This window comes from Mycobacterium sp. 1245852.3 (assembly GCF_001669335.1).
Taxonomy (GTDB): domain Bacteria; phylum Actinomycetota; class Actinomycetes; order Mycobacteriales; family Mycobacteriaceae; genus Mycobacterium; species Mycobacterium europaeum_A.
Window position 1 is genome coordinate 1 of record NZ_LZLL01000200.1, and the last position, 26,948, is coordinate 26,948.

At 69.5% G+C, this 26,948-nt stretch carries 23 protein-coding genes and 2 pseudogenes; 11 read left to right on the forward strand and 14 right to left on the reverse strand.

The window, feature by feature from the left end:
* Window positions 1–257: 257 nt before the first annotated feature.
* From A9W96_RS09010 to A9W96_RS09030, 5 genes and pseudogenes are all read right to left on the reverse strand, one after another.
* A pseudogene (locus tag A9W96_RS09010) lies at window positions 258–872 on the reverse strand (alpha-amylase family glycosyl hydrolase); the annotation flags it as partial.
* A gap of 3 nt (window positions 873–875) precedes the next feature.
* Window positions 876–3,077 carry a glycogen debranching protein GlgX gene (glgX, locus tag A9W96_RS09015; protein ID WP_066877308.1) on the reverse strand — a complete coding sequence of 734 codons (2,202 nt, stop codon included), beginning with the start codon at window positions 3,075–3,077 and terminating at the stop codon, window positions 876–878.
* A 61-nt stretch (window positions 3,078–3,138) separates the two neighbouring features.
* Window positions 3,139–5,295, reverse strand: coding sequence for an acyltransferase family protein (locus tag A9W96_RS09020; RefSeq protein ID WP_067139109.1), 2,157 nt, complete (start codon window positions 5,293–5,295; stop codon window positions 3,139–3,141).
* A 121-nt stretch (window positions 5,296–5,416) separates the two neighbouring features.
* Window positions 5,417–6,166, reverse strand: coding sequence for an NlpC/P60 family peptidoglycan-binding protein RipD (gene ripD / locus A9W96_RS09025; protein WP_067139112.1), 750 nt, complete (start codon window positions 6,164–6,166; stop codon window positions 5,417–5,419).
* A gap of 338 nt (window positions 6,167–6,504) precedes the next feature.
* Window positions 6,505–6,990 carry a hypothetical protein gene (locus A9W96_RS09030; RefSeq protein WP_082972110.1) on the reverse strand — a complete coding sequence of 162 codons (486 nt, stop codon included), beginning with the start codon at window positions 6,988–6,990 and terminating at the stop codon, window positions 6,505–6,507.
* 62 nt (window positions 6,991–7,052) lie between these two features.
* Here A9W96_RS09030 and A9W96_RS09035 point away from each other — a divergent pair, with 62 nt between their 5' ends.
* Genes A9W96_RS09035 through A9W96_RS09050 form a run of 4 tightly spaced genes read left to right on the forward strand, consistent with a single transcriptional unit; the run spans window position 7,053 to window position 10,715 of the window.
* On the forward strand, window positions 7,053–8,369 hold the full coding sequence (locus A9W96_RS09035) for an adenosylmethionine--8-amino-7-oxononanoate transaminase (protein ID WP_066864174.1): 1,317 nt from the start codon (window positions 7,053–7,055) through the stop codon (window positions 8,367–8,369).
* A 4-nt stretch (window positions 8,370–8,373) separates the two neighbouring features.
* Window positions 8,374–9,519, forward strand: a complete 1,146-nt coding sequence (locus A9W96_RS09040; RefSeq protein WP_066864171.1) for an 8-amino-7-oxononanoate synthase — start codon at window positions 8,374–8,376, stop codon at window positions 9,517–9,519.
* Between the two features lie 9 nt (window positions 9,520–9,528).
* On the forward strand, window positions 9,529–10,209 hold the full coding sequence (gene bioD, locus A9W96_RS09045; protein WP_067139115.1) for a dethiobiotin synthase: 681 nt from the start codon (window positions 9,529–9,531) through the stop codon (window positions 10,207–10,209).
* Window positions 10,209–10,715 (forward strand): 2'-5' RNA ligase family protein, encoded by a 507-nt coding sequence (locus tag A9W96_RS09050; RefSeq protein ID WP_067139117.1) that lies wholly within the window; start codon window positions 10,209–10,211, stop codon window positions 10,713–10,715. Before bioD ends, A9W96_RS09050 begins: the two co-directional genes overlap by 1 nt.
* 53 nt (window positions 10,716–10,768) lie before the next feature.
* Here the strand turns inward: A9W96_RS09050 and A9W96_RS09055 are convergent, their stop codons facing one another.
* From A9W96_RS09055 to A9W96_RS09080, 6 genes are all read right to left on the reverse strand, one after another.
* Window positions 10,769–12,181 carry a mechanosensitive ion channel domain-containing protein gene (locus A9W96_RS09055; protein ID WP_067139120.1) on the reverse strand — a complete coding sequence of 471 codons (1,413 nt, stop codon included), beginning with the start codon at window positions 12,179–12,181 and terminating at the stop codon, window positions 10,769–10,771.
* Complete coding sequence (locus A9W96_RS09060) at window positions 12,178–14,358, reverse strand: adenylate/guanylate cyclase domain-containing protein (protein ID WP_067139122.1); 2,181 nt, start codon at window positions 14,356–14,358, stop codon at window positions 12,178–12,180. The genes A9W96_RS09055 and A9W96_RS09060 overlap by 4 nt, the downstream gene beginning before the upstream one ends.
* Before the next feature lie 81 nt (window positions 14,359–14,439).
* Complete coding sequence (locus A9W96_RS09065; RefSeq protein ID WP_067139125.1) at window positions 14,440–15,804, reverse strand: hypothetical protein; 1,365 nt, start codon at window positions 15,802–15,804, stop codon at window positions 14,440–14,442.
* On the reverse strand, window positions 15,801–16,163 hold the full coding sequence (locus A9W96_RS09070) for a hypothetical protein (RefSeq protein ID WP_067139128.1): 363 nt from the start codon (window positions 16,161–16,163) through the stop codon (window positions 15,801–15,803). The genes A9W96_RS09065 and A9W96_RS09070 overlap by 4 nt, the downstream gene beginning before the upstream one ends.
* Before the next feature lie 4 nt (window positions 16,164–16,167).
* Window positions 16,168–18,000 carry a hypothetical protein gene (locus A9W96_RS09075; RefSeq protein WP_067019206.1) on the reverse strand — a complete coding sequence of 611 codons (1,833 nt, stop codon included), beginning with the start codon at window positions 17,998–18,000 and terminating at the stop codon, window positions 16,168–16,170.
* A 113-nt stretch (window positions 18,001–18,113) separates the two neighbouring features.
* A complete protein-coding gene (locus A9W96_RS09080; protein ID WP_067139131.1) occupies window positions 18,114–18,305 on the reverse strand; it encodes a hypothetical protein in 192 nt (63 codons plus the stop codon).
* A gap of 132 nt (window positions 18,306–18,437) precedes the next feature.
* Here A9W96_RS09080 and bioB point away from each other — a divergent pair, with 132 nt between their 5' ends.
* Genes bioB through A9W96_RS09095 form a run of 3 tightly spaced genes read left to right on the forward strand, consistent with a single transcriptional unit; the run spans window position 18,438 to window position 20,399 of the window.
* On the forward strand, window positions 18,438–19,475 hold the full coding sequence (gene bioB, locus A9W96_RS09085; RefSeq protein ID WP_066864144.1) for a biotin synthase BioB: 1,038 nt from the start codon (window positions 18,438–18,440) through the stop codon (window positions 19,473–19,475).
* A 28-nt stretch (window positions 19,476–19,503) separates the two neighbouring features.
* Window positions 19,504–19,740 carry a hypothetical protein gene (locus A9W96_RS09090; RefSeq protein WP_066864141.1) on the forward strand — a complete coding sequence of 79 codons (237 nt, stop codon included), beginning with the start codon at window positions 19,504–19,506 and terminating at the stop codon, window positions 19,738–19,740.
* Window positions 19,737–20,399, forward strand: coding sequence for a DUF2567 domain-containing protein (locus tag A9W96_RS09095; RefSeq protein WP_067139134.1), 663 nt, complete (start codon window positions 19,737–19,739; stop codon window positions 20,397–20,399). The genes A9W96_RS09090 and A9W96_RS09095 overlap by 4 nt, the downstream gene beginning before the upstream one ends.
* On the opposite strand, the gene A9W96_RS09100 is transcribed toward A9W96_RS09095, so the two are convergent.
* Both A9W96_RS09100 and A9W96_RS09105 read right to left on the reverse strand, forming a co-directional pair.
* Window positions 20,394–21,734, reverse strand: coding sequence for a lipase family protein (locus tag A9W96_RS09100; protein ID WP_067139137.1), 1,341 nt, complete (start codon window positions 21,732–21,734; stop codon window positions 20,394–20,396). The genes A9W96_RS09095 and A9W96_RS09100 overlap by 6 nt on opposite strands.
* A gap of 144 nt (window positions 21,735–21,878) precedes the next feature.
* The gene (locus A9W96_RS09105; RefSeq protein WP_067139140.1) at window positions 21,879–22,604 is read right to left on the reverse strand and encodes an NUDIX domain-containing protein; all 726 of its coding nucleotides are present in this window, start codon (window positions 22,602–22,604) and stop codon (window positions 21,879–21,881) included.
* Between the two features lie 46 nt (window positions 22,605–22,650).
* Between A9W96_RS09105 and nadA the strand changes: the two genes are divergently transcribed.
* From nadA to nadC, 3 genes are read left to right on the forward strand one after another with little or no spacing between them, the layout of a single operon-like run.
* Window positions 22,651–23,700 (forward strand): quinolinate synthase NadA, encoded by a 1,050-nt coding sequence (gene nadA / locus A9W96_RS09110; protein WP_067019199.1) that lies wholly within the window; start codon window positions 22,651–22,653, stop codon window positions 23,698–23,700.
* A complete protein-coding gene (locus A9W96_RS09115) occupies window positions 23,697–25,277 on the forward strand; it encodes an L-aspartate oxidase (protein WP_067139144.1) in 1,581 nt (526 codons plus the stop codon). The genes nadA and A9W96_RS09115 overlap by 4 nt, the downstream gene beginning before the upstream one ends.
* Entirely contained in the window at window positions 25,274–26,134 is an 861-nt protein-coding gene (gene nadC, locus A9W96_RS09120; protein WP_066864123.1) for a carboxylating nicotinate-nucleotide diphosphorylase, read from the forward strand. Before A9W96_RS09115 ends, nadC begins: the two co-directional genes overlap by 4 nt.
* Window positions 26,135–26,196: 62 nt before the next feature.
* On the opposite strand, the gene A9W96_RS09125 is transcribed toward nadC, so the two are convergent.
* On the reverse strand, window positions 26,197–26,610 hold the full coding sequence (locus A9W96_RS09125; protein ID WP_066877322.1) for a nitroreductase family deazaflavin-dependent oxidoreductase: 414 nt from the start codon (window positions 26,608–26,610) through the stop codon (window positions 26,197–26,199).
* 96 nt (window positions 26,611–26,706) lie between these two features.
* On the opposite strand from A9W96_RS09125, the pseudogene A9W96_RS09130 reads away from it, so the two are divergent.
* Window positions 26,707–26,948 (forward strand): annotated as a pseudogene (locus A9W96_RS09130) (histidinol dehydrogenase); the annotation flags it as partial.

Here is a 26,948-nt window from a genome sequence, read left to right on the forward strand (position 1 = left end):
GTGCACGACCGCCAGCACTACCGGCTGGTCGGCTGGCGCAACGGCGTGTGCGGATACCGTCGTTTCTTCTCGATCACCTCGCTGGCCGGGCTGCGCCAGGAGGACCGCGCGGTCTTCGACGCCACCCACGCCGAGGTCGGCCGGTGGTTCACCGAGGGGCTGGTCGACGGCATCCGCATCGACCACCCCGACGGCCTGTCGGATCCGTGCGGATACCTGGCGTGGCTGCGCGAACTGACCGGCCCGCAAGCCTGGATCGTGATCGAGAAGAAACGACGGTATCCGCACACGCCGTTGCGCCAGCCGACCAGCCGGTAGTGCTGGCGGTCGTGCACCTCGGGTCCGGTACCCCCCGCGGTGCCGGGCGCGATCGGCAGCGCCAGATCACCCAGCCGCAGCAGGTCCCCCTCGACGGTGAGGTCGGCGGCGTCGTCGTCGGATCCCAGCACCGGCAGCACGATGCGGCCGTCGTCGTCGAGGTCCCAATCGATGTCGAAATACGTTGCGTAGGGCGAGGAACGGCCGTTGCGCAGGACGTCCCACCACCACGGGTTCTGCTGGGGCACGTCGATGCCCACGTGGTTGGGCACGATGTCGACGATCAGGCCCATGCCGCGCTCCCGCGCCGCGGCCGACAACCGCGCCAGGCCGTCGCGGCCGCCGATCTCGGGGGACACCGTCGTCGGGTCGGTGACGTCGTAGCCATGGCTGGACCCGGGCGCCGCGGTCATGATCGGCGACAGATACAGGTGCGACACCCCGAGGTCGTTCAGGTAGTCGAGCAGGTTTTCCGCGTCGGCGAAAGTGAACGCGAACCCACTGGATTCACCACGTAGTTGCAGCCGGTAGGTGGAGATGACGGGTAAGGCCATGCGTCACTGCGTCTTACGCAAGACCAGCAGCGAGCGTGAGGGCAGCGACACCTTCTCCTCGGCGGTCACCACCTGGTCGGCCCCCTCTTTGCGGCCCGTCGGTTCGTTGGTGTCCAGTTCCACGGTCCACTCTTTCGCATAGTCACTGTTTGGCGTCGCGAACTCCACCGGCTCTTCACCGGCGTTGAAACACAACAGAAATGAGTCGTCAACGACCCGTTCACCGCGCGCGTTGGGTGCACTGATGGCCTCGCCGTTGAGGAACACCGCCACGCACTTGTGAATGCTTTCGCCCCAATCCTCGTGCGTCATCTCGCGGCTGCTCGGATTCAGCCAGGCGATGTCGCGCACCTCGTCGCCGCTGCGGATGGGCTCGCCCTCGAAGAACCGGCGCCGCCGAAACACCGGGTGCCGCTTGCGCAGCGTGCTCACCCGGCGGGCGAACTTCAGCAGGTCGGCGTTCTTGTCGACCAAAGACCAATCCATCCAAGACAATTCGGAGTCCTGGCAGTACACGTTGTTGTTGCCGTTCTGGGTGCGGCCGAACTCGTCGCCATGGGCGATCATCGGCGTGCCCTGGCTGAGCATCAGCGTCGCCCAGAAGTTGCGCATCTGGCGGCAGCGCAGCTCGGTGATGTCGGGGTCGTCGGTGGGGCCTTCGACGCCGCAGTTCCACGATCGGTTGTGGCTCTCGCCGTCCCGGTTGTCCTCCCCGTTGGCCATGTTGTGCTTCTCGTTGTAGGACACCAGGTCGTTCAGGGTGAACCCGTCGTGCGCGGTGACGAAGTTGATGCTGGCGCTGGGACGCCGGCCGGTCGCCTCATACAGGTCCGACGACCCGGTCAGCCGGGAAGCGAACTCGCCCAGGGTTGCGGGCTCGCCCCGCCAGTAATCGCGCACAGTATCGCGATACTTCCCGTTCCACTCGGTCCACAAACCCGGGAAATTTCCGACTTGATAACCGCCCTCGCCGACATCCCACGGTTCGGCGATCAATTTGACCTGGCTGACGATCGGATCCTGCTGCACCAGATCGAAGAACGCGCTCAACCGGTCGACGTCGTGCAGCTCGCGGGCCAGCGTGGCGGCCAGATCGAAGCGGAACCCGTCGACGTGCATCTCGGTCACCCAGTAGCGCAGCGAATCCATGATCAGCTGTAGCACGTGCGGGTGGCGCGGGTTGAGGCTGTTGCCGGTGCCGGTGTAGTCCTTGTACCGCCGCAGGTCGGTGTCGACGAGCCGGTAGTAGGCGGCGTTGTCGATGCCGCGGAAGTTGATGGTCGGCCCCAGGTGATTGCCCTCGGCGGTGTGGTTGTACACCACGTCGAGGATCACCTCGATGCCGGCTTCGTGGAAGCTGCGCACCATGGACTTGAACTCCGCGACGCTCGACGTGCGGTTGGCCGCGTACTGATTGTGGGGCGCGAAATAGCCGAAAGTGTTGTAGCCCCAGTAGTTTCGCAGACCCAGGTCCAGCAGCCGCTGGTCGTGCATGAACTGGTGCACCGGCATCAGCTCGATGGCGGTGACCCGCAGCGAGTGGAGGTGATCGATGATCGCCGGGTGGGCCAGCCCGGCATAGGTGCCCCGAAGCTCCTCGGGGACGCTGGGATGGGTCTGCGTCATCCCTTTGACGTGGGCCTCGTAGATGACGGTCTCGTGATACGGGGTCAGCGGCGCGCGGTCGGATCCCCAGTCGAAGAACGGATTGCTCACCACGCTGGTCATGGTGTGGCCCAGCGAATCGACCATCGGCGGAATCCCCGGGTCGAGCCCGTCGGCGTTGGGACCGTTCGGGTTGACGGCCTTCAGGTCGTAGGAGAACAGCGCCTGACCGAAGGTGAAGTCGCCGTGAAAAGCCTTGCCGTACGGGTCGAGCAGCAGCTTGCTGGGGTCACACCGGTGACCGGCCGCCGGCTCGAACGGGCCGTAGACGCGAAAGCCGTAGCGCTGTCCGGGAGTGATGTTCGGCAGATACGCGTGCCAGACGAATCCGTCCACCTCGTCCAAGGGAATCCGCGACTCGCTGCCGCGATGGTCGATCAGGCACAGCTCGACCTTCTCGGCGATTTCGGAGAACAACGAGAAGTTGGTCCCCGCGCCGTCGTAGGAGGCGCCGAGCGGATAAGGGTTCCCCGGCCACACGGTGGCCAGCTTGGGTTGGTGGTTACCGCCTGGTTCTGAAGCGGGACTGTTGGTTGACACCTATCGACCTTATCCGCGCGCGATTGCCCCCACCCGCGTTAGCGGCCAGGAGTAAGGCGGGTCACCACCAGCCGGTGGCCTCGGCGATCTGGCGGCCCAGTTCGGGCGCCATGGTCCGCACATAGGTGGGCGAGAGGTGGTGGGCGCCGTGATAGATCAGGATGTTTCCCTCGACTGGGCGGCACACGTCGGCGCGGCAGATCGCGTCGGTCATGTCGAGCACCTTGAGCTGCGGGAATTGCGTGACGAAGTCCAGCGTCTGGTTGCGGTCGGAGAGCATGTCGGAACGCTTGATGGCGCAGGACTGCGGGGTGCCGTTGCGTTTGGCGAGGCAGTCCGCCGGGTCGAACGGCTGGCCGTTCTTCACCAGCCACGGCGTGTCCCGCATCCCGAGAATCGGAATGTTGTTGTCGGACAACGTCTGCCAGATGCCGATATAGGTGGCGGGCATCACGTCGCCGGACTTGATGTTCCACGGCCGGGTGGTGGTGGTGAACACGTAATCGGGCCGGTCGGTGACCAGTTTGGTCATCGTTCGCTGCACCCACTCCCGACATTGCGGGTAGGGGGCGTTGTTGCCCATGATCAGCGGGACCTGCTCGGTCGACAGGGGACAGCCCATCTTCAGATACGTCACGACCTTGAAGTGGTGCAGCTTGCCCAGGATGTCCAGCGCGGGCAGCCAGTGTTCGGCGTGCGACCCGCCCGCCAGCGCGATGGTCCGGTCGGCGGCCACATCGCCGTAGGTGCAGGTGACCACCGCGGGGTTGACGAAGTCGCTGATGCAGCCGTCCCGGGTCGAGGCGGGCAGGTCCTGCTTGACCTCTAAGACGGTGGGCCGCATGGGCAGAGCGGGCACCCGCACGCGTTCGGTGAGGGCGCGGGCGCCGGGATAGTCCTGCGGGTTGAGGACGCTGAGCTCCTTGCCGGCCGACCGCAGGACGGTGACGTGCTGGCGCCAGGTGAACGAGGTCGCCGTCAGGGTCACGCCCAGCAGCACGACCGCCGATCCCAGCGCCATCGTCGGCCGGGCCAGGCGCGTCGCCCACGGAATCGCCGGCGCGGCGGCCGGCTTCGAAGAGGCGCGGTAGCGCAGCGGATCCTCGACGAGCCGGTTGGTCAGATAGGCCAGCACCCCCGACACCAGCAGCAGCACCGCGCCTTCGACGAAACTGGCGTGCTTGTGACCGCTGTAGGACAGCCAGAAGATCAGCAGCGGCCAGTGCCACAGGTAGAGCGCGTACGCCATGGCGCCCAGCTCCACCAGGGGCCGCGTCGCCAGCAGCCGGTTGGGCAGCGGCAGCCGGCCACCGGCGCCGCTCTGCAGGTTGGCTCCGACCAGGATCATCAGCATGGCGGCGCCGACCGGCACCAACGCCCACGGGCCGGGGAACTCCTGCACGCCGTCGATCAGCGCCCCGCAGGACAGCACCGCGCCCAGCGCGACGGTGGCCAGCACCGTCCGCAACCACATGGGCCAGTGGACGCGGGTCACCAGCGCGCCGACCAGCGCGCCCAGCAACAACTCCCAGCCCCGCGCAAAGCTGTTGTAGTAGGCGGCCGCCTGGTCCTGCTGATGGGCGATGATCGCGTAGACGAACGAGGCCACCGTCAACGCGGACAGGACCACCACGAGCGCGATCCGCAGCCGGGCCGCGCGCGGGAACAGCAGGGCCAGCCCGGCGATCAACAGCAGGAAGCTGACGTAGAACTGGCCCTGCACCGACATCGACCAGATGTGCTGCAAGGGGCTGACGGCCTCGCCCGCCCGCAGGTAGTCCGAGGCGGTGTTGGCCAGCTCCCAGTTCTGGTAGTAGCCCAGGCTGGCCAGGCTCTGGTCGGCGAAGGTCTCCCAGCGGGTCTCCGGTTGCACCAGGATGGTCAGCACCGCGCACCCGGCCAGCACCACGACCAGCGCGGGAACCAGCCGCCGGACGAGCCGGACCACCTCGGCCACCGGCGACAGCGGCACGGCCGGGTTCAGCGCGGTGCGGATGATCTTGCCGCCGAAGAAGAATCCGGACAGCGCCAGGAACACGTCCACGCCGCCGGAGACCCGGCCGAACCAGATATGGAAGACGGCGACCAGGGCGATGGCGATGCCACGCAGGCCGTCGAGGTCGTAGCGATAGAACCCCTGGGACCCCGTTTTGCGCGCTCCCGTCGCGACCGGATCGGCGGTGGCGTCCGGTGCAGGAGACGGTGGCGGGGTCGGCATGATCGCCAGTTAATTTACCGAAAACCCGCCACGAGCTCCCGACAGCTCGCGGCGGCGAGGCCGCTCAGCGGGGCGGGGAAGCGAGTGGCGGGTGTCGGACGGCCAACACACGGCCCGGAAATTACCTGCCGATGCCGGCGCCGGTCGGCTGCAACGGCGTCTGCTGGGCCGGCAGCTGCACAGGCGCCTGCTGGAACGGCGACTGCTGCAGCGGCGACTGCTGCGTCGGGGCTTGTTGCAGCGGGGCCTGCTGGGTGGGCAGCTGTTGCGGGGCCTGCTGGTAGGGCGACTGCTGCGTCGGGGCCTGTTGGGCGGGGGCCTGCTGGCCGGGCAGCTGCTGCGGTGCCTGTTGCAGCGGCGTCTGCTGCGCCGGCGCGGCGCCGAGCACCCGGACCATGTACGGCGTCATGCCGTTGGCGCGCACCGGAGAGACCTGCACAACGTCGCCGACCTCGAGCATCTGGTTGTTGCCCAGGTACATCGCGACGCTCTGGGTGCCCTCGGGGCCGTAGAAGATCAGGTCACCCTTGCGGGCCTGCTGCGGCAGGATCTTCTGTCCGACCCGGTAGATCGCGCCCGACGACCGGGGCAGCTTGATGCCGGCGCCGGCGTAGGCGTACTGCATCAGCCCGGAGGCGTCGAAACCGACGGTGTTGATGCCGGTGCCGGTGCCGCGGGTGGGGCCGTTGATGCCGCCACCGGCCCAGGAGAACGGCACACCGCGCTGCGACAGACCGCGGGCGATCACCACATCGGTGGCCTGCTGGTAGTCCATCGATCTGGCGCCCGGGTCGGCGGTCGCGATGGTGGGAGCCACCATCGGCGCCCCGAGCAGGGCCAAACCGATCGCGAAGGCGTAGATGCGTTTCATTTTTGTGGCCTTTCCCTGGCCTCTCCAGGCGCTCAATGGGCCTCGACGCGGTGACCTCGCGCGTCCGCCCCCGGTTCATGAACCGAGCGGCGGCCGCCACGCTGGGGCCGACGCCGTCCATGGCACTTGCGAAGTGACTCAGCGGTCGCCCGCTGATTCACATCAGTCACACAAGCCACTTTGACAACAGATGGTGTTAGCCGCCAGGCCCAGGCGGGATTTTTTGTCGTACCGTGACCGGACGGTGACAGGAGCACCGAATTCCGTATGCGCAGTTGTGATTTCGGTCTCAGTCGGCGACGAAGCCGCGCGCCGGGGCCGGCGGGGCCAGCCGGTGATCAGAGCCAGTAGCGTTCGCTGAACATCGTCAGCAGCGACCCGGCCACCGAGCTGACCATGACCAGCGCCAGCGCCAGCACCGGCCAGAAGGACATGTACCAGCCCTTCAGGATCGAGACGACCGGGCCGACGACGGCGGCGGTGATGGCCGCGCCGATGCCCCCCCACACCACCGGGTGGATGTAGAGGTCCAGGCCGTAGGGGACCGGCCCGCAGGTCTCGTCCTCGCAGACGTTCGCCAGAAAGCCGAAAAGCCGCGTCGGCCAGGTGGTCGCCGTGGCCAGCACGGCGAGCAGGACCAGGAGCACGACCGTGCAGATGATGTCCCAGGGCGCCACCCGCACCCGCAACACGCGGGGCCCTGCGGCGGTTTCGGCGTCGTAGTCCACCAGCGGGTAGTGCGTGTCCCTGGACCAGCCCGGCCCGAGCGCGGGGTCGGCCTCGGGTCCCGGCGCTGCGCCCTCGGACTGCTGCGACGTGGCCATGCTGTCCCATGCTTCCCGACGTCGCAGTTTTGCGCGAATCGGCTGCTTTACCCTCGATCACTATGCCGGCGGCGAAGGCCGGGCTGACGCCCGAGCAGATCAGCGCGATCGACGCCGCGCACCTGTGGCACCCGTACAGCACCATCGGCGCCGAGTCCGTCGCGCCCGTGGTCGCGGTCGGTGCCCGCGGCGCCAACCTCACCCTGATCCGCGACGGCGAGCCGGTCGAGGCGCTCGATGCCATGAGCTCCTGGTGGACCGCCATCCACGGGCACGGCCACCCGGTGCTGGACGCGGCCCTCACGGCCCAGCTCGGCGCGATGAACCACGTCATGTTCGGCGGGCTGACGCATGAACCCGCGGCGCGGCTGGCCCAGTTGCTGGTGGACATCACCCCGGCGGAGCTGCAGACGGTGTTCTTCAGCGACTCCGGCTCGGTGTCGGTGGAGGTGGCGGTGAAGATGGCGCTGCAGTACTGGCGCAGCCGCGATCGGCCCGGCAAGCACCGGCTGATGACCTGGCGCGGCGGCTACCACGGCGACACCTTCACCCCGATGAGCGTCTGCGACCCCGACGGCGGCATGCACTCGCTGTGGACCGACATCCTGGCCCGGCAGGTGTTCGCCCCGCAGGTGCCCCGCGATTACGACCCCGCCTACAGCGCGGCGTTCGAGGAACAGCTGGCCGGCCACGCCGCCGAACTGGCCGCGGTCGTCGTCGAGCCAGTCGTCCAGGGCGCCGGCGGCATGCGCTTCCACGACCCGCAATACCTGCGCGACCTGCGCGACATCTGTCGACGGCACGACGTGCTGCTCATCTTCGACGAGATCGCCACCGGCTTCGGGCGCACCGGCGAACTCTTCGCGGCCGACCACGCGGGGGTGAGCCCGGACATCATGTGCGTCGGCAAGGCGCTGACCGGGGGATACCTCACCCTGGCCGCCACCTTGTGCACCGCCGACATCGCCCACACCATCAGCGCGGGTGAGGCGGGAGCGCTGATGCACGGCCCCACGTTCATGGCCAACGCGCTGGCCTGCGCGGTGTCGGTGGCCAGCGTCGAGATGCTGCTCGGGCAGGACTGGCGGTCGCGGGTCGCCGAGATCGGCGCCGGGCTGGCGGCCGGTCTCGAGCCCGCCCGGGCGCTGCCGGGCGTGCGCGACGTGCGGGTGCGCGGCGCCATCGGCGTCATCGAATGCGAGCGGCCGGTCGACCTGGCCGTCGCCACCCCGGCGGCCCTGGATCACGGCGTCTGGCTGCGCCCGTTTCGCAACCTGGTCTACGCCATGCCGCCCTACATCTGCACGCCCCGCGAGATCGCGCAGATCACCTCGGCGATGGTCGAGGTGGCGACGCGAACGGGCTCTCGTAGGCTCTAGGGCGATGAAGGCACCCATCGAGGTCTCCCCGCTGGCCTGGCTGGAGGCGGTGGAACGGCAGCGCCGCGAGGCCGGGTTGCGCCGCGCGCTGCGGCCGCGTCCGGCCGTCGCCACCGAGCTGGACCTGGCCTCCAACGACTACCTCGGGCTGTCGCAGCATCCCGACGTGATCGACGGCGGCGTCGCCGCGCTGCGCATGTGGGGCGCCGGTGCCACCGGATCCCGGCTGGTCACCGGCGACACCGAACTGCACCAGCAGTTCGAGGCCGAGCTGGCCGATTACGTGGGCGCGGAGTCGGGCCTGCTGTTCTCCTCCGGATACGCGGCCAACCTGGGTGCCGTCGTCGGGTTGTCGGGCCGGGGTTCACTGCTGGTCTCCGATGAGCTCTCGCACGCGTCGCTGGTGGACGCCTGCCGGCTGTCGCGGGCGCGGGTGGCGGTGACGCCGCACCGCGACGTCGGCGCGGTGGCGGCCGCGCTGCAGACGCGCGCCGAGGAGCGCGCGGTCGTCATCACCGAGTCCGTGTTTTCCACCGACGGCGCGCTGGCGCCGCTGCGCGAATTGCACGAGGTGTGCCGCGCGCACGGCGCCCTGCTCATCGTCGACGAGGCGCACGGCCTGGGCGTGCGCGGCGGCGGGCGCGGGCTGCTGCACGAGGCCGGCCTGGCCGGGGCGCCCGACGTGGTGATGACCACCACGCTGTCCAAGGCGCTGGGCAGCCAGGGCGGCGCGGTGCTGGGACCGGCGTCGGTGCGGGCGCATCTCATCGACGCGGCGCGCACGTTCATCTTCGACACCGGCCTGGCCCCGGCGGCGGTGGGCGCCGCGCGGGCCGCGCTGGGTGTGCTGCGGTCCGAACCCTGGCGCCCGGACGCGGTGTTGCGCCACGCCGCCATGCTCGCCGAGGTCTGCGGGGTGGCCGAGGTGCCGCAATCGGCGGTGGTCTCGGTGATCCTGGGCGACCCGGACGTCGCGGTGGCCGCCGCGACCGCCTGCCTCGACGCCGGCGTGCGGGTGGGATGCTTCCGCCCCCCGACCGTGCCCGCCGGGACGTCGCGGCTGCGGCTGACCGCGCGCGCGTCGCTGGACGACGCCGAGCTCGAGGTCGCGCGCCGGGTGCTCTCCGATGTGCTCGCCGAGCTGGGTTGAGGCACACCGGTGACGGTTCTGGTCGTCACCGGCACCGACACCGGGGTCGGCAAGACGGTCGTCACCGCCGCGCTGGCCTGTCACGCCCGTCAGGCCGGCATCGACGTGGCGGTGTGCAAGCCGGTCCAGACCGGCGTCGACGCCGGCGACGACGACCTCGCCGAGGTGGCCCGGCTATCCGGGGTGACGCAGCTGGCAGGGTTGGGCCGTTATCCGCTGCCGATGGCGCCGGTGGCCGCCGCCGAGGCGGCCGGAATGCCGCTGCCCACTTGCGAGCAGCTGCTGGCGCTCATCGGTGAGCTGGACCGGCCGGGGCGGCTCACATTGGTCGAGGGCGCCGGGGGACTGCTGGTCGAGCTCGGCGAAAACGGTGTCACCGCACGCGATCTCGCCGTCGCGCTGGGCGCCGCGGTGCTGGTCGTGGTCGGGCCGTCGTTGGGTACGCTCAACCACACCGCGCTGACCCTGGAATCGCTTGCCGCGCATCATGTTTCGTGCGCTGGTCTGGTCATCGGCAGCTGGCCCCGGCGGCCCGGCGTGGTGGAGACGACGAATCGGTCCGCGCTGGCCCGGCTGGCCGCGGTGCGCGCCGCGCTGCCCGAAGGGGCCGCAGCGCTGGACGCCGCCGACTTTGCGGCGCTGTGCACCCAGGCTTTCGACCGCGACTGGGTCGCCGCGCTGGTCGGCTGATGGTCGGATCCGTCGAGCTGGTCTTCGACCGCGACACCGAGGCGGCGATCCGCAACATGTGGGAGGCGCTGGCCGCGGCGGGGATACCCAGTCAGGCCCCGGCCAGCCGGCCGCACGTGACCCTGGCCGTGGCCGAAGGCATCGCGCCCGACGTCGACGAGCCGCTGCGCGCGGTGAGCGAACGCCTGCCGCTGCCCTGCGTCATCGGTGCACCGGTGTTATTCGGCCGCGCCAGTGCGGTTTTCGCGCGGCTGGTGGTGCCGACCGAAGAGCTGTTGGCCCTGCACGCCGAGGTGCACCGCTGCTGCGGGCCGCATTTGAGGCCGGGACCGATGCCCAACAGCCTGCCCGGCCAGTGGACCGCGCACGTCACGATGGCACGGCGCGTCGGCGGCGCCCAACTCGGCCGGGCGCTGCGCGTCGCGGGCCGGCCCGCCCAGATCGAGGGCAGCTTCACGGGTTTGCGCCGCTGGGACGGCAACAAGAAGGTCGAGCACCCGATTTAGTGGCGATCGCAAGCGCGGCGGGTCGCCGGGCGCGGCGGGTCGCCACCATCGGATCAGCCGCCCGTCGTCGCGAACTCTGGCGCGATCGCCTGCTGCACCCTGGCGCGCCGCTCGTCGATGGTTCGGCCCAGGTCCTGCAGCAGCAGCGGCTTGCCCGTCACCAGCTGGACCAGGTGATCGCGATCGATCTCCAGCGCGGTCACCTCCCCAATGGCCTGCGCGTCGGCCAGGTTCGGCTGACGGGTCAGCGCGGTCACGCCAAGAAACGAGCCCTCGTCCAGCTCGCCGACCGCGACGGCCGTGCCGTCCGTGGCGGTGGCGGTCAACCGCACGCCGCCCTCGACCAGAAACGTCATCTTGGCGGGCACTCGCCCGGCGTGCTCGACGATCTCGTCGGCCCCGTACCGAACGATCCTGGCGTGCGCCACCAACGCCTGCTGGTCCGGTTGGCTGAGCCGCAACGCCGGCGCCACCACCGTGCGCAGCGCCTTCTCGACACGCTCGGTCGTCGAGATGTCATCCTGGGCGCCGTCGAGGTGCAGGCCCTCGCGCCGCGCCGCGTACCACAGCCAGCGCAGAAACGCGGCCTGCGCGGCGGAGTCCTCCGCCGGCGACTTCAGCCCGACGGTCACCCGGTACTCGGCGGCCCCGCCGGGCACCGCCGTCGCCACGGCGTTGGGCCTGCGTTGCGGCAGTGCGTTGGCGACCCGCTCCAGCAGCGCGCACACCCGGTCCGGCGGATCGATCTCGGAAAACGTTGTGGTGATGGCTAATTGGTGCGCACCGGCCGGGCGGCTGAGATTGGTGAACGAGGTGGTGGCCAGCACCGAGTTCGGCGTGATCTGCAGGCCGTGGCCGGACTGGATGTGCACGGAACGCCAGTTCGCCTCCACGATGCGGCCCCGGGCCGACGGGGTGTCGAGCCAATCGCCGATCCGGAACGGCTGCTCGAACAGCATGAACAGGCCCGACACGATCTGGCCGACGGAATTCTGCAGCATCAGACCGATGACCACCGACGTCACGCCCAGCGCGGTGAAAAGGCCGCCGACGCGCACGCCCCAGACGTAGGAGAAGATGACCGCCAGACCCACCCCGATCAGCACGAACCGGGTCACGTCGAGGAAGATGCCCGGGATCCGCTGGCGCCAGGACCCCTGCGGTGCGCCCTCGAAAACCGTTGCGTTGAGCCCGGACAGCAGCAGCACCAGCACCACGAACCCGAACACCGTGGCGAGCACCCGAACCGACGTGAACTGGGCCGGCATCCTGGCCACGTTCACCAGCAACACCAACAGGGCGCCCAGCGGAATCAGGTAACTGCGCAGCAGCAGGACGGGCCGCGCCAGCGGACTGTTCTTGCGCAGGAGGCTCTGATGCCACTCGGTCAGGGCGATCAGCAGCAGCGGCAGACCGAATACCACCCCGGCGGCCCAGTAAAGCGATGACGAGTCGAAGGTTCTCACTGCCCCTGCCCTTCCGACAGTTTCCAGATCTGCTGCTCGACGCCGCCGACCGTGATGGTGCCCGCCGGCGTGAACTGACGGATGTCGTGCATCACCTCGTAGACCTGGGCGGTGACATAGATTCCGGATTGTGTTGTGCTGCTGCGGGTTTGATGGGCCAGGTTGACCGCCGCGCCCCACATGTCGTAGACCACGCTGGGTCGCCCGACCAGCCCGCTGATCACGTTGCCGGTGTTGATGCCCGCCCGCAGGGCCAGGTGGTAGCCCGTCTTGCTGTTGAAGCGCGCGATGATGTCGCGCATCTCGACGGCGAATTCGACGGTGCGGTGCACGCTGTCCAGGCGGGGGAAGTTCAGGCCGCAGCTGGCCAGGTAGCCGTTGTGCAGCGTGCGAATCGGTTCGATGCCCAGGGATTCCGCGGCCGAATCGAGCTCGCGGACCAGCTCGTCGACGATGCCCACCAACTCGCGGCCGGACAGCTTGCCCGAGATGTCATCGAGGCCGACGATGTCGGCGAAGATGACCGTGACGTCCTGGTGCTCCTGGGCGATGGTCTGCTCACCCTCGCGGTAGCGCCGGGCCACCGGTTCGGGCATCAGCGAGGCGAGCAGCCGGTCGTTCTCCTTGCGCTGTTCGTTGAGCAGTTCTTCCTTGATCTGCAGGTTGCGGCTCATCTCGTTGAAAGCGGCCATCAGCTCGCCGATTTCGTCGCGTGAGGTGACCGGGATCGAGACGTCGTAGTTGCCGGCGCCGATCTCCCGGGCGCCGGCCTGCAACCTGCGGATGGGCCGCACGAATATCTGGGCGACCAGCAGCGCGGCCACGCAGATGACGAAAACCATTGCGGTAGTGGTCAATATCAGTGTCTGGGTGAGCGACGCCACCCGGGCGTTGGCCTCGGAGGTTTCCCGGGTGGCCACGATCGACCAGTGCAGGTCGGAATTCGGCAGGGACAGCGGGGCGTAGGACGCGAGCTCACGTTGGCCCAGATAGCCGGTGTCGGTCACCGTTCCGGTCTCACCGCGCTGCGCTGCGCGCACGGCCGTGGTGGCCACGGGCTGGACCAGGGTGGTGCCGCCCCATCTGATCGCGGTGTCGACGGTCTCGCGCCGGGCACCGGCGGCCAGCGCCTCTCGCCGGTATCGCTGCGGGTCCTCGATGAATAGCCGTGAATCGGAACGCATCAGGTTGTCCGGCCCCGCGAGATAGGTCTCGGCGGTCTGGCCCATGCCCGCGGCGCGCCACTGCTTGTCGGCGGTCATGATCCGGTTCACCTTTGCGATCGGCAGCGGCAGCGCCAGCACCCCGGCCGGTCTGCCGGGTGGGCCGATCGGTGCGACCAACCAGGCGATGGGCTGGCCGAGTTGTGGCTGATACGGCTGAAAGTCGGTGATCCACACGAAGTTCACCGAGTTCGCGGCCATCGCCTTCTCGTAGGCGTCGCGCAGATTGGACTGGCGATACGGGCCGGTGAGCACGTTGGTGCCCAGCGAGGCGCTTTTCCGGACGGTGTAGACGACATTGCCGCGGGTGTCCAGCAGCAGCGCGTCGCGGTATTCGAAGCGGGTGGCGATCTCGCGGAAGTAGTCGTTGAAGCGGGCGTTGGCCGCCGACCAGGCGCTGCCGTCGCCGGCGTCGTCGGGCGCGGACCCGTTCGAAGACCCGTGCGCCGCAACGGTGTAGTGCGCCTGCAGATAGCGCTGTGAGTTGTTGCTGGGCAGCACCGCATCCAGGGCGAGCCTGTTTCCGGTGTCGCGCTCCAACGGTTTGATCAGCCGCTCGGTGTAGAAATCCACCAGCGCCCGCTGCTGGCCGGGGTCGACGGGCGCGTTGGCCAGCTGGTCGAAGCCGGCCGTGAAGGCCTGCACCGCCTCCAGCGCGGTGGTGCCCCGGCTGTAGACGACCAGCGAATCCGACAGGTCCGAGAACAGCGTCTCGATCGCGCGTTTCTGCGCCTCGCGCAACTGCGTCATCCGCTCGGACGCCGCGGGCAACAACGCGTTGCGCGCGGCGACGTACTCGACGGTCCCGATCACGCCCAGCGACGCCAGGCTGGACACCAGCAGCATCAGCATCACCTTGGACTGAATGCTGATCCAGGACAGCGCGCGCGGGCGACGCCTCTTCTTCCGGCCCGGGTCCTGCTCGGCCGCGGGGATCGACTCGGTGGGCCGCATCAACCGACCCGGCGTGGACTCGGCCCCCGACGCCGCGGCGCGGCTTCTTCCGACGGCGTGAGGTAGCGCACGCCCGGACGCCTACCCCCCGAAGAGCAGATACAAACCGGTGAAGGTGTAGCCGACCATGACCAGCATCATCGTCAGCTGCCCGGTGAGCTGATGGCCGGCGGGCAGCAGCCGCAGCGCCTTGTCGTGGGCCGCGATCACCGCGACGATGTGCCCGGTGACCACGCAGGTCACCTTCACCGCGGCGAGTACCGGCGGGTGCATGGACAACACGTACGCCACATGCAGGTGCGCCAGGCCGAGCAGGTTCCAGCCGTGGCCGAACGGGTCGGCCAGCGTGAACACCGCCTGCTGTCCGCGCTCCACCAGGTAGGACAGGTAGTGCGCGAAGATGTAGCCCACCACGATCGGGATCAGCGAATGCGCCATCTGGCCGGGCAATTCGCGACGCTGCTGCGCGCTGACGCCGCCGGTGGCGCGCGCGGCGAGCGAAAAGGTCACCGCCACAACGCAAATGAAGACGATCAGCCCGACGGTGCGCAGCATCGACGACGCCAGTGTGGGGGGCGCGCCGAATTCCCGGGTGAGCTGATCGGAGAAGCCGCGCCACGTCGGCGACGACGAGAAGCTGTCGAACGCCGTCGAGCCCAGCAGCACCGCCAGCAGGACCACCACGCCGGGCCGCACCGGCAGCGACGGCAGATGGTCGAGCGGGTTTCCGAGGACGATCTGCCGGGTCTGCGGGTTGCGGCGAAACGGCGAGAGCCGGGAGACGGCCACGCTGTACACGCCGAAGGGATCGGCGCGGGCCAGCCAGCGCTGTCCGCACAGCCACGTGCCGACCAACATCAGCACGGCATAGCAGGCGATCCACGTCCTGACCCAGGGCAGCGACGCCGAGTTCGGGCTGGCCAGCTCCATCCAGACGAAGGCGAACAGGCCGAACGCGGCGGGCCGATAGCCCCAGCCTTCCGGGTAGGACAGCCGCGGCCGGCCGAGCCGTTCCGGGGTGACGCGCCGCAGCAGCAGATACATCGTGCGCATCGGCGAAATCACCCGCCACACCGGCCCGATGATCAGCGACACCGCCACCAGCCCGACCCACAGCAGCACGTAGAACGCGCCGAGCAGCCCGTTGGCCTCCGATTCGGGACCCCATACCCCGGCGGCCACCACCCAGGCCGCGAACGCCAGGGCCAGCCCGGCCGCGAACCCCCGCGCCACCCGGGAGTCGACGAAGGTCGTCAGCGCCGTCGGTAGGGGCCGGCCCGGCTTGAGCGGATCGAACCGCGGCCGGCGCCAGGCGAACGCCACGAGGGCGAAGGTGAACGTCAAGGCCCATGCCGCCCCGACCATCGCGTAGGCATAGGGCACCGGGAGATCACCCGAACCACCGAGCCCGTGCGCGAGCACCACCGCCGCGGCGGCGGAGCTCACGGCTGCACTTGGATGGTTGCGATGGTGCGGTCCAGATGATGCAGCTCCACCGCGACATTGCCCGGCACGTCGACGGCGAATCCGAACGTCTGGTTGGGGGCGGCCTGGACCGCGAACTTGTGATCGGGCGTCGAATGCACGTGCAGCTCGTCGGTGGCGTCGCTGGTCACGTGCAGGGTGATCTGCTGATGCACCTTGGCCTGCAGCGTGGCGTTGGTCGGGGTGACCTGACCGTGGGCGATGGTCACGTCGACGGTCAGCGGTGCCGCCGGCGACTTGTCAGTCGAACCACCGCAGCCGACCAGGCCGCACACCAGCGCCGCCGCCCATGCCGTGCTGAGGGTGCCGCGAAGCGTCATGGGTTCATGCCGCCCGCGGGATCGGCTGCTTGTCTTCCACCGGTTCCGGCTCGGCCAGGGAGTTGTTGAGCCGGCCGGCGCCCCAGGTCAAGCCGGCGATCACCATGAGCGTCAGGAACAGCACCACGATCCCACCAGCGGTGAACAACCAGGCGGGTGCGCTTTGGTCGCGTTCACGCTGCAGGATGGTGACTTCCAGGACGAACGGCCGCGTGCTCGACGTCAGCGCGGGGACCTCTGGGGCCGGGATGGCGGCGTCTGCCGGTTCCCAAATCGGCACGGCCGTCATCGTGCGGCCGTCCTGGACCCGCAGCAGGGTCTTCCAGTCGCCCCACACCGGAACCGGCTGGGTGGAGCGGTAGTGCCCCGGCCCGACCTTGGCGAGCCGGTCGATGATCAGGCCGCGGTCGTTATTCATGCGGCCCTGCCAGGACAGGATCGTCAGCCAGTCCGGATTGTCGCTGACCATGTCGGCGGGCAGGAGTTGGACGTCGGCCGACACCATGCGCTGCCCCGGGGCGCTGGGCAGGTCGGTCAACGTGATGGTGGCGTTGTTCTTGCTCGGCACCAGGATGTGCAGGCCGTTGGCCACCGCGCCGCCGATCACCAGGACCGTGGCAACCACCACCGAGATCCCGATGGCGCGCCCGGGGAGGCGCTGTCCGGTGAGCACCATGCCGAACATGGCGCCACACATACCCATCAGGACCGCTACCGGCACGGCCATCGCCAGGGCCTCGCCCCACATGCTGATCGGCCAGGGGTAGTGGTAGACCGCCGCGATCCACAGCGATTCCAGCCAGAGCCCGATCGTGCCCACTCCCAGCCCGGCGACCGCGCCGAAGACGACGGGGCGCTTGAACACCGGCGTCAGCGCGATCAACTCGACGGCCAGCGCGGGGCCGAGGTAGAGCGGGAACCAGTTGATCGGGGCGCCGAGTATCGGCCCGACCAGCAGGGCGACGCCGCCGCGCAGGGCGATCGCGAAGACGGCCGCGATGACGGCCGCTCCCCGGCCCATGGTGATGCGGGCGGCGACCGCCGCCAGCGCGGCCGCGCCGGCGATCAGCATCGGTTGGAACACCAGGCGGAATTGCGGGACGCCGAAGTCGAACTCGATCTGATAGACCGACAAGCCGATGAACAAGCCGCCGAAGGACAGGTAGCGCAGGAAGGTGATGAAGGCGCCGTGGTAGACGTCCTCGCCTTCGTCGGCCTCACCCTCGCGCTCCAGCATCAGCACCGCGAACAGCGAAAAGCAGGCCCCGCCGATCATCATCAAATGTGTTGGGCCCCAGAGGGTTACATCCTGGCCGAAGATGCGGTGCCAGATGTCGTCGAGCGGGAACCCGATCATCGCGTACAGCCCGCAGCCGGCCATCAGCACGCCGCCCACCGGCGCGTGCCAGTTCCGCGTGATCCGCACCGCGGCCGGGCCGGGCTGGTCGAACGGCAGCACGACCGCCGTCATGCCGCCCAGGAAGATGCCGAACAATCCGATGATGATGAAGTAGTGCGCCGGGTTGGCCAGTGGGCCCGGGTCGCGGCCGTTGCCGATATGCCAGCTGACGTCCCAGATGAACCCGAACAGCGCGCAGATGATCGACGTGGTGAACACCAGGACCGGCAGGGCGACCCAACCGGGCCGGTGGAATTTGTCGCCCACCTTGTCGGCGACCCGGGTCAGCCATTCGATGCGATGGGTGCGGTGGGCGTGGCCCACCCACAGCAACAGCAGCGTGATTACCGCCGCGGCGATGGATAACCCGATCACCTGATTGAGCCCGGCGCCGCGTGCCGGTGCCTCAGCAACAATCGTCAGTTCATTCGACCGCATCGTCGTGCCTCCCAACCGCGCCGGGCTGCCCCGGAGAATCCGACTGAAGTCAACCGCTTATTACTGTCAAGTAGGTTCGTGATTGATTGTTTAATGCCCCGATCCCTGGCTCGTCAATCACGCGTTTTGTCCGGCGTGTCGGCATGGGAGGACTCGGGCGCGGACCCCGTGGTGTTGCGGCCCTCGCGCCGGTCACGCAGTGCGATGTACAGGATCACCCCGACGACGATCACCGCAGGCAGAAAAGCCGGCGCCGCCAGCAGCAAGTAGTGGTGCGCCAGGATTTCGACGTGCGAAGTCACCATGGTCGTATACCCATAGGTTGGGCGGGTCCTTCGGCCGTTACCCTACTTTGAACACCTTTTCATTCACCGCTGCCACCACGTGGCAGATGTGTCCCCACGCGCGGACACCAGAAAGAGGCAGGGGAGTACCTGGTGACTCAAGCGGCAACTCGACCGACGGCCGATACGGGCAACGACGAGGACATCTTGGCGGTGGCCCGGCAGCAGGTGCTCGAGGACGGCCAGGGACTGCGCCGGGACCAGGTGCTGCGGGTGCTGCAGCTGTCCGACGACCGCCTCGACGAACTGCTGGCGCTGGCCCACGAGGTGCGGATGCGCTGGTGCGGCCCCGAGGTCGAGGTCGAGGGCATCATCAGCCTCAAGACCGGCGGCTGCCCGGAGGACTGTCACTTCTGCTCGCAGTCGGGCCTGTTCGCGTCGCCGGTCCGCAGCGCCCGGCTGGACATCCCCAGCCTGGTCGAGGCCGCCAAGCAGACCGCCAAGTCCGGGGCCACCGAATTCTGCATAGTGGCCGCGGTGCGCGGCCCCGACGAGCGGCTGCTGGCCCAGGTCGCGGCCGGCATCGAAGCGATCCGCAACGAGGTCGAGATCAACATCGCCTGCTCGCTGGGGATGCTGACGGCCGAGCAGGTCGAACAGCTCGCCGAAATGGGCGTGCACCGCTACAACCACAACCTCGAGACCGCCCGCTCGTACTTCACCAACGTCGTGACCACCCACAGCTGGGAGGAGCGTTGGCAGACGCTGTCGATGGTCCGCGACGCCGGCATGGAGGTCTGCTGCGGCGGCATCCTCGGCATGGGCGAGACCCTCGAGCAGCGCGCGGAATTCGCCGCCGAACTGGCCGAATTGGGTCCCGACGAGGTGCCGCTGAACTTCCTCAACCCGCGGCCGGGCACCCCGTTCGGCGACCTGGAGGTGATGCCGGCGAGCGAGGCGCTGAAGTCGGTGGCCGCCTTCCGCCTGGCGCTGCCGCGCACCATGCTGCGGTTCGCCGGTGGCCGCGAGATCACCCTGGGCGACCTGGGCGCCAAGCAGGGCATCCTGGGCGGCATCAACGCCGTCATCGTCGGGAACTACCTGACCACGCTGGGTCGCCCCGCCGAATCCGACTTGGAACTGCTCGACGACCTGCAGATGCCCCTCAAGGGGCTCAACGCCAGCTTGTAGGCCGGCGGCCGCGGCTAGGTTGAAGATTGTGGTTGGCGATCTGGGCGCCCTGGGAGCGGCAGTCAGTGCCGGCGTCTACAACGTCTACACCGGGGAATTAGGGGGCACCGCCGTGCCGACAGCGGCCCAGCTGGGCCTTGAGCCTCCCCGGTTCTGCGCGGCATGCGGGCGCCGGATGGTGGTGCAGGTGCGCCCCGACGGCTGGCGGGCCCGCTGTTCGCGGCACGGCGAGGTCGATTCCGCCGATCTGGAGACGCAACGGTGACCGAGCAGACCAAGGCGGACGCCGCCGAACTTTCCGCGCCCATCACCGCGTCGAGCCGCAGGCGCGCGCTCCTGGTGGTGGCGCTTGCGTCGGCGGCGACCGGTCTGGCGATCGGCGGGCTGTGGGCCCTGATCGCCCCGCCGATTCGCGCCGTGGTGGCCCTCACCCGCTCGGGCGAGCGGGTGCACGACTATCTGGGCAACGAGTCCGAGCACTTCTTCGTCGCCCCCGCCCTGATGCTGGGGCTGCTGACCGCGCTGGCCGTGGTGGGCTCGGTATGGGTGTGGCAGTGGCGCGAGCACCGCGGACCGGGAATGGTCATCGCGCTGTCGGCCGGCATGGTGGGCGCCGCCGCGGCGGCCTCGGCGGTGGGGGCCGGCCTGGTGCGGCTGAGCTACGGCGCGCTGGACTTCGATGCGGTGCCGCTGTCGAAAACCCCGTCGGTCGCCTACGTCACGCAGGCGCCGCCGGTGTTCTTCTCCGACGGTCCGCTGCAGATCGCGGTCAGCCTGCTGTGGCCGGCCGGAATAGCGGCCCTGGTCTACGCCGTGCGGGTGGCCGCCGACGCGCGCGACGACCTGGGTGCGTTTCCGCCGCAGCCGGGGCCCGCCGGTGGGGTGCCGGCGCGAGGGGGAGGCGCCGAAGCGCCCGTGTCATAGCGGACGGCGGCCGATCTTGCGGCCCGTGATGACCTTGGCCGCGATCTTCATCAGCCGGGCCATGCCGACGTAGGTCATCGGGTTGAACATCGTCGGCCACGTGGTCCGGACCAGGTGATCGGTCAGCGGGCGGCCTCCGAAGCGATCCGTCAGCCAGCGCAGCGCCATCGGCGCCGACAGCGGATGCAGCATCATGTGCTCGTTGAAGGCGTCGCGGTGGTAGGTGACCCGCGCGCCGCCGGCCGAATACGCGTCGGCCAGCACGTCGATGTCGTGGACGTCGATCAGGTAGTCGTGCACGGCCTGCACGATCAGCACCGGCGGCGTCGGAACGGCGGCGCCCAGCTTGATGTGGTCGAAGACGTGCGTGATCTCCGGGGTGGACAGGATCTGCTCGAGCGGCTCGTCGAGGTAGTCCCCCATGTCCTTGCCGGCCATCCGCACGACGGCTTCCACCGTCGTCATCTTCTCCAGCGAGTCCAGCAGCGCGCGCCCCTCCTCGTTGGTGTGCTCGCGGATCACCCGGTCCAGATCGGGGTAGATGTGCGCGAGCGCGGCCACCACGAGCGCGGGCAGCCCCGACAGGAAGCTGCCGTTGAGTCGGCGGAAGGTGTTGCCCAGGTCCCCGACGGGGGAGCCCAGCACCGCCCCGACGATGTCCAGTTCGGGCGCGTACTCGGCGCACATCTCGGCGGCCCAGGCGCTGGCCAGTCCGCCGCCGGAGTACCCCCACAGCCCGATGGGCGCCTCGACGGACAGACCGAGGCGCTCCGAACTCAGCGCGGCCCGGATGCCGTCCAGGACGCGGTAGCCGGGTTCGTACGGTGCGCCCCACAGGCCGCGCAGGCCCTCGTGGTCGGGCACGGAGACGGCCCATCCCTCGGCGACGGCGGCGGCGATCAGGAAAAGCTCGAACTGGCCGATCGCGCCCAGCGCCTTCGCCCGGCGCCGCAGTGCGTAGGACGGGAAACAGCGGGACGAGACGGCGTCGATCGCGCACTGGTAGGACAGCACCGGGCAGGGACGCCCCGGGGCCAGCTCGGCGGGGACGATCACCGTCGTGGCGGTGGCCTCCGGCTCGCCGTTCATGTCCATCGTGCGGTACAGCAGCTGGACGGCCTTGATCGGCTGCGGGATCAGGCCCAGGAACGCCAGCTCGACGTCGCGCGAGCGCAGCACCGTCCCGGGTTCGGCGTGCTGAAAGCCCAGTGGCGGCTGGTAGAACGGGTCGTCCGAGGGCAGCAGTGGACGAACCTTGTGCTGCAGTTCCTCGTGTGGCGGGCGGGCGATCCATTCCGCACCCTGCGTGCCTGCCAGGTTGCCGAGCTCAGCCATTGAGGCTCCCTTCGTGGCCACCCGGCATTCTTGCGTACGAACGGCAGGTAACCAAAACGCAATCGCCGCACTGTGAGCGACTTCTCGTCACACCAGCCAGGTCAGACGCGATTCACCCCCGCGTCGCCCGCCTTTCGCCCAAGCCTAGCCTGGCGACCCGGGCGGCCTGAGTGCGGCGAACTCGTCGGTGACCCGCAGCGCCGCGTCGGTGAACCGGTACAGCGCGGCCGGGCGTCCGCCGCTGCGGCCGGATTGCGCGATGGTGCCGGTCGCCGTGATGACGCCGCGCCGGGCCAGCACCCGCTGCAGGTTCGTCGCGTCGACCTGATAGCCCAACGCGGCGCCGTAGATGTCCCGCAGCGTGGAAAGCGCGAATTCCCTTGGAGCCAAAGCGAATCCGATGTTGGTATAGGACAGTTTGGCGTTCAGCCTAGTGCGGGCGTTGTCCACCATCTGGCCGTGGTCGAAGGCCATCGGCGGCAGGCAGTTCACCGGGTGCCAGCGGGTGTCCGGCGGTAGTTCGGGGCTGGCTGGGGAGGGCACCAGGCCCAAGAAGGTGGACGCGATCACCCGGGCGCCGGGCACCCGCTGCGGGTCGGAGAACACCGCGAGTTGTTCCAGGTGCGCCAGCTCTTTGAGGTCGACCTTCTCGGCGAGCTGGCGCCGCACCGAGGTGATCATGTCCTCGTCGTTGCGCAGCCGACCGCCCGGCAGCGACCACTTGCCCTGTTGTGGATCCCGGGCGCGCTGCCATAACAGCACGTTCAGCTGCGGTTTCGCCGGGTGGCGTCCCTTCGTAACCTGTTCGCTCGCTTCGCGAACCTGGAACACGACCGCGAGCACTTCGTGGGCGGTGCTACCATGGGCCATGTTTTCGATTATAAGTCGAAAACCTCCTGGGCTGAAAGGAGCCGCCATGACGGTTATCAATCGCATGGACACGCTCGCCGAAAGCATGATCGCCGACATCACCAACTCGCCCACCGGCTACGCCGGCGTGGCCGGGGATGAGCAATGGGCCGCCGAGGTTCGCCGCCTGGCGAAGCTGCGCGGCGCCACCGTGCTGGCGCACAACTATCAGTTGCCCGAGATCCAGGACGTCGCCGACCACGTGGGCGACTCGCTGGCGTTGTCGCGGATCGCCGCCGAGGCGCCCGAGGACACCATCGTGTTCTGCGGGGTGCACTTCATGGCCGAGACGGCCAAGATCCTGAGCCCGGACAAGACCGTGCTCATCCCGGACCAGCGCGCCGGCTGCTCGCTGGCCGATTCCATCACCGCCGACGAACTGCGCGCCTGGAAGGACGACCACCCCGGCGCGGTCGTCGTCTCCTACGTCAACACCACGGCGGCGGTCAAGGCCCTCACCGACATCTGCTGCACCTCGTCCAACGCGGTCGAGGTCGTCGAGTCGATCGACCCCGACCGCGAGGTGCTGTTCTGCCCGGACCAGTTCCTCGGCGCCCATGTCCGTCGCATGACGGGCCGCGAGAACCTGCACGTGTGGGCGGGCGAATGCCACGTGCACGCCGGGATCAACGGCGACGAACTCAATGACCAGGCCCGCGCCAATCCCGACGCCGAGCTCTTCGTGCACCCCGAATGTGGTTGCGCCACTTCGGCCTTGTACCTCGCGGGCGAGGGCGCCTTCCCGCCGGACCGGGTGAAGATCTTGTCCACCGGCGGCATGCTGGAGGCCGCCAACCAGACCGACGCACGCAAGGTGCTGGTCGCCACCGAGGTCGGCATGCTCTACCAATTGCGCAGGGCGGCACCGCAAGTCGACTTCCGCGCCGTCAACGACCGCGCCTCCTGCAAATTCATGAAGATGATCACCCCGGCGGCCCTGCTGCGCTGCCTGGTCGAGGGGGCCGACGAGGTCGATGTCGACCCCGACGTCGCCGCCGCCGGCCGGCGCAGCGTACAGCGAATGATCGAAATCGGGCAGCCGGGCGGTGGCGAATGATCGCCCGTCCCCAGTGGACGCACAGCGCCGACGTCGTCGTGATCGGCACCGGCGTCGCGGGATTGGCCGCCGCGCTGGCCGCACACCGTGCCGGGCGCAGCGTCGTCGTGCTGAGCAAGGCTGACCAGGCGCGGGGGGCGACCGCCACCCATTACGCGCAGGGTGGCATCGCGGTGGTGCTGCCCGACAACGACGACTCGGTGGAGGCCCACGTCGCCGACACCGTGGTCGCCGGCGCCGGCCTGTGCGACCCGCAGTCGGTGTACTCGATCGTCGCCGACGGATATGCGGCGGTCGCCGAATTGGTCGGCGACGGAGCACGATTCGACGAGTCCGCGCCGGGCAAATGGGCGCTGACCCGCGAAGGCGGACACTCCCGGCGCCGCATCGTGCACGCCGGCGGCGACGCCACCGGTGCCGAGGTGCAGCGCGCGCTGGACCACGCGGCCCGCACGCTGGACATCCGCACCGGCCATGTTGCGCTGCGCGTGCTGCACGACGGCGCCGCGGTGACCGGCGTCCTGGCGGGCAACCCGGACGGCTACGGAATCATCAGCGCGCCCTCGGTGATCTTGGCCTCCGGGGGCCTCGGGCACCTGTACGGCGCGACCACCAACCCCGAGGGCTCCACCGGCGACGGCATCGCGCTGGCCCTGTGGGCCGGTGTCGCGGTCAGCGATCTCGAATTCATCCAGTTCCACCCCACGATGCTGTTCACCCCCGACGCCGCGAGCGGACGGCGCCCGCTGATCACCGAGGCCATTCGCGGCGAGGGCGCGAGACTGATTGACTCCCAAGGCAATTCGGTGACCGCCGGCGTCCACCCGATGGGCGATCTGGCGCCCCGCGACGTCGTCGCCGCGGCCATCGACACCCGGCTGAAGGCCACCGGCGATGCCTGCGTCTTCCTCGACGCGCGCCACATCGGTGACTTCGCCAACCGGTTCCCGACGGTGACGGCCGCCTGCCTGGCCGCCGGCATCGATCCGGTGCGTCAACCCATTCCCGTTGTCCCCGGGGCGCATTACAGCTGCGGCGGCATCGTCACCGACGTGTACGGCCAAACCGAACTGCCCGGATTGTTCGCCGCCGGCGAGGTGGCACGCACCGGACTGCACGGCGCCAACCGGCTGGCGTCCAACAGCCTGCTGGAAGGGCTGGTCGTCGGCGGGCGGGCCGGCAGGGCCGCGGCCGCGCACGCCGCGGCGACCGGGCGGGTGCACGCGGTCGCCCCCGAGCCGCTCGTCCACACCGCGCCGGCGCGCGCCGACCTGCAGCACGCGATGAGCCGGGACGCGTCGGTGGTGCGCGACGCCGCCGGCCTCACCCGGCTGTCGACCGTGCTGGCGCAGGCGAAGGTCCGCCCCGTTACCGGCCGCCGCGACTTCGAGGACGTCGCGCTGGCCGTCGCCGCCCGCGCGGTCACGACCGCCGCCCTGGCCCGCACCGAGAGTCGCGGTTGCCACCATCGCGCCGAGTACCCGCGGACCGCCTCGGAGCTGGGACGCAGCAACGTGTTGCGCCTGGCCGACGACCAGAGCGCGGTGCTGGTGGAGGCATTGGCGGCGGTCGTATGACCGCGATGTCCGACTGCGAACTGACCGCCGCGCGCGAAACCATCAAGCGCGGCCTGGTGGAGGATCTGCGCTACGGGCCGGACATCACCACCCTGGCGACGGTGCCCGCCGAGGCGGTGGCGACCGCGTCGATGGTGCCCCGCGAGCCGGGCGTGATCGCCGGGATCGACATCGCGTTGCTGGTGCTCGACGAGGTGCTCGGCGCCCGCGGCTACGAGGTCGTCGATCGCGTCGAGGACGGCGCCCACCTGCAGCCGGGTGAGTCGGTGCTGACGCTGCGAGCCGAGACCCGCGGCCTGCTGACCGCCGAGCGGACCATGCTCAACCTGATCTGCCACCTGTCCGGGATCGCCACCACGACGGCACACTGGGTGGCCGCCGTGCACGGCACCAAGGCCCAGGTGCGCGATACCCGCAAGACGCTGCCCGGCCTGCGCGTGCTGCAGAAATACGCGGTCCGGGTCGGCGGCGGCGTCAACCACCGGCTCGGGCTCGGCGACGCCGCCCTGATCAAGGACAACCACGTGGTGGCCGCGGGATCGGTGGTCGACGCGCTGCGGGCCGTGCGCGACGCGGCACCGGACCTACCCTGCGAGGTGGAAGTGGATTCACTCGAGCAGTTGGACGAGGTGCTGCCCGAGAAGCCCGAGCTGATCCTGCTGGACAACTTCCCGGTGTGGCAGACACAGATGGCCGTGCAGCGCCGCGACGCGCGCGCACCCGCCGTGCTGCTGGAATCTTCGGGCGGGCTCAGCCTCGACAACGCGGCCGCCTACGCCGCGACGGGGGTGGACTATCTGGCCGTCGGCGCCCTGACCCATTCGGTCCGGGTGCTCGACATCGGCCTCGACATGTAGGTGGGGCTTCCGGGCGCGCCGAGTGGGCGCCCGACGCCGGACCGTCGGCCGCGCGGGGCGCCTCAGGCGATGTCGGCGACGAAAACGCCGATCCGGCGCAGCTGCAGGCGCGCCATCGCCGGCAGACCGGCGCCGTCCGAGCCGGCGGGCAGGATCCGCGGGTTGGTCAGGTGCACGGTCCGGTGGCGGCTGAACTCCACGTCGGCCTCGCCCGCGGCCAGCACGTTCTTCACCCAGTTCGTTTTGCCGTGACCCAGCGCGATCGCCAGCACGTTGCCCTTGCGGTAGGGCGTGACGATGGTCTCGTACGGCTTGCCGGAGGTGCGGCCGCGATGCTTGATCGTCGCCGTCCCGGGCAGAAAGCGGGCGATCGGCTTGACCGCCGGGTTGAAGTACTTGATCTGAAACCGCTCGAACCAGGGCGGAAACACCATCGGGACACCCGGGGCGTTGTTGGGGTGATCCTTGGCGGACATGGCGGCTCCCTGGGTCGGCGCTACGTTTCAGCGCGGGGTATGGCCTCGATACCGGCACTGTACCGGTCGAATATCGACTTGAGTTCCTCTGGGACAATGGACAGCGTGAGCCCGACCCAACCGTCGCCGATGGCCCGTATCGACCTGCGGGGCGCGGAGCTGACGGCTGCGCGATTGCGGTCGGCGCTGCCCCGCGGCGGTGCCGACGTCGAGGCGGTGCTGCCCAAGGTCCGGCCCATCGTGGCCGCCGTCGCCGAGCGCGGCGCCGAGGCCGCCCTGGAATTCGGCGCCACCTTCGACGGGATCCGGCCCCCGGCCGTCCGTGTGCCCGGCGCTGG

Bases quoted from the DNA above. Each gene is read 5' to 3' on its own strand.
- nadA (WP_067019199.1), top strand. From the start codon at position 22,651: ATGACGGTTATCAATCGCATGGACACGCTCGCCGAAAGCATGATCGCC.
- A9W96_RS09080 (WP_067139131.1), bottom strand. From the start codon at position 18,305: ATGGTGACTTCGCACGTCGAAATCCTGGCGCACCACTACTTGCTGCTG.
- A9W96_RS09020 (WP_067139109.1), bottom strand. From the start codon at position 5,295: ATGCCGACCCCGCCACCGTCTCCTGCACCGGACGCCACCGCCGATCCG.
- A9W96_RS09105 (WP_067139140.1), bottom strand. From the start codon at position 22,604: ATGGCCCATGGTAGCACCGCCCACGAAGTGCTCGCGGTCGTGTTCCAG.
- nadC (WP_066864123.1), top strand. From the start codon at position 25,274: ATGACCGCGATGTCCGACTGCGAACTGACCGCCGCGCGCGAAACCATC.
- A9W96_RS09050 (WP_067139117.1), top strand. From the start codon at position 10,209: ATGGTCGGATCCGTCGAGCTGGTCTTCGACCGCGACACCGAGGCGGCG.
- A9W96_RS09115 (WP_067139144.1), top strand. From the start codon at position 23,697: ATGATCGCCCGTCCCCAGTGGACGCACAGCGCCGACGTCGTCGTGATC.
- A9W96_RS09070 (WP_067139128.1), bottom strand. From the start codon at position 16,163: ATGACGCTTCGCGGCACCCTCAGCACGGCATGGGCGGCGGCGCTGGTG.
- A9W96_RS09075 (WP_067019206.1), bottom strand. From the start codon at position 18,000: ATGCGGTCGAATGAACTGACGATTGTTGCTGAGGCACCGGCACGCGGC.
- A9W96_RS09100 (WP_067139137.1), bottom strand. From the start codon at position 21,734: ATGGCTGAGCTCGGCAACCTGGCAGGCACGCAGGGTGCGGAATGGATC.
- A9W96_RS09125 (WP_066877322.1), bottom strand. From the start codon at position 26,610: ATGTCCGCCAAGGATCACCCCAACAACGCCCCGGGTGTCCCGATGGTG.
- ripD (WP_067139112.1), bottom strand. From the start codon at position 6,166: ATGAAACGCATCTACGCCTTCGCGATCGGTTTGGCCCTGCTCGGGGCG.
- A9W96_RS09035 (WP_066864174.1), top strand. From the start codon at position 7,053: ATGCCGGCGGCGAAGGCCGGGCTGACGCCCGAGCAGATCAGCGCGATC.
- A9W96_RS09040 (WP_066864171.1), top strand. From the start codon at position 8,374: ATGAAGGCACCCATCGAGGTCTCCCCGCTGGCCTGGCTGGAGGCGGTG.
- A9W96_RS09030 (WP_082972110.1), bottom strand. From the start codon at position 6,990: ATGGCCACGTCGCAGCAGTCCGAGGGCGCAGCGCCGGGACCCGAGGCC.
- A9W96_RS09060 (WP_067139122.1), bottom strand. From the start codon at position 14,358: ATGCGGCCCACCGAGTCGATCCCCGCGGCCGAGCAGGACCCGGGCCGG.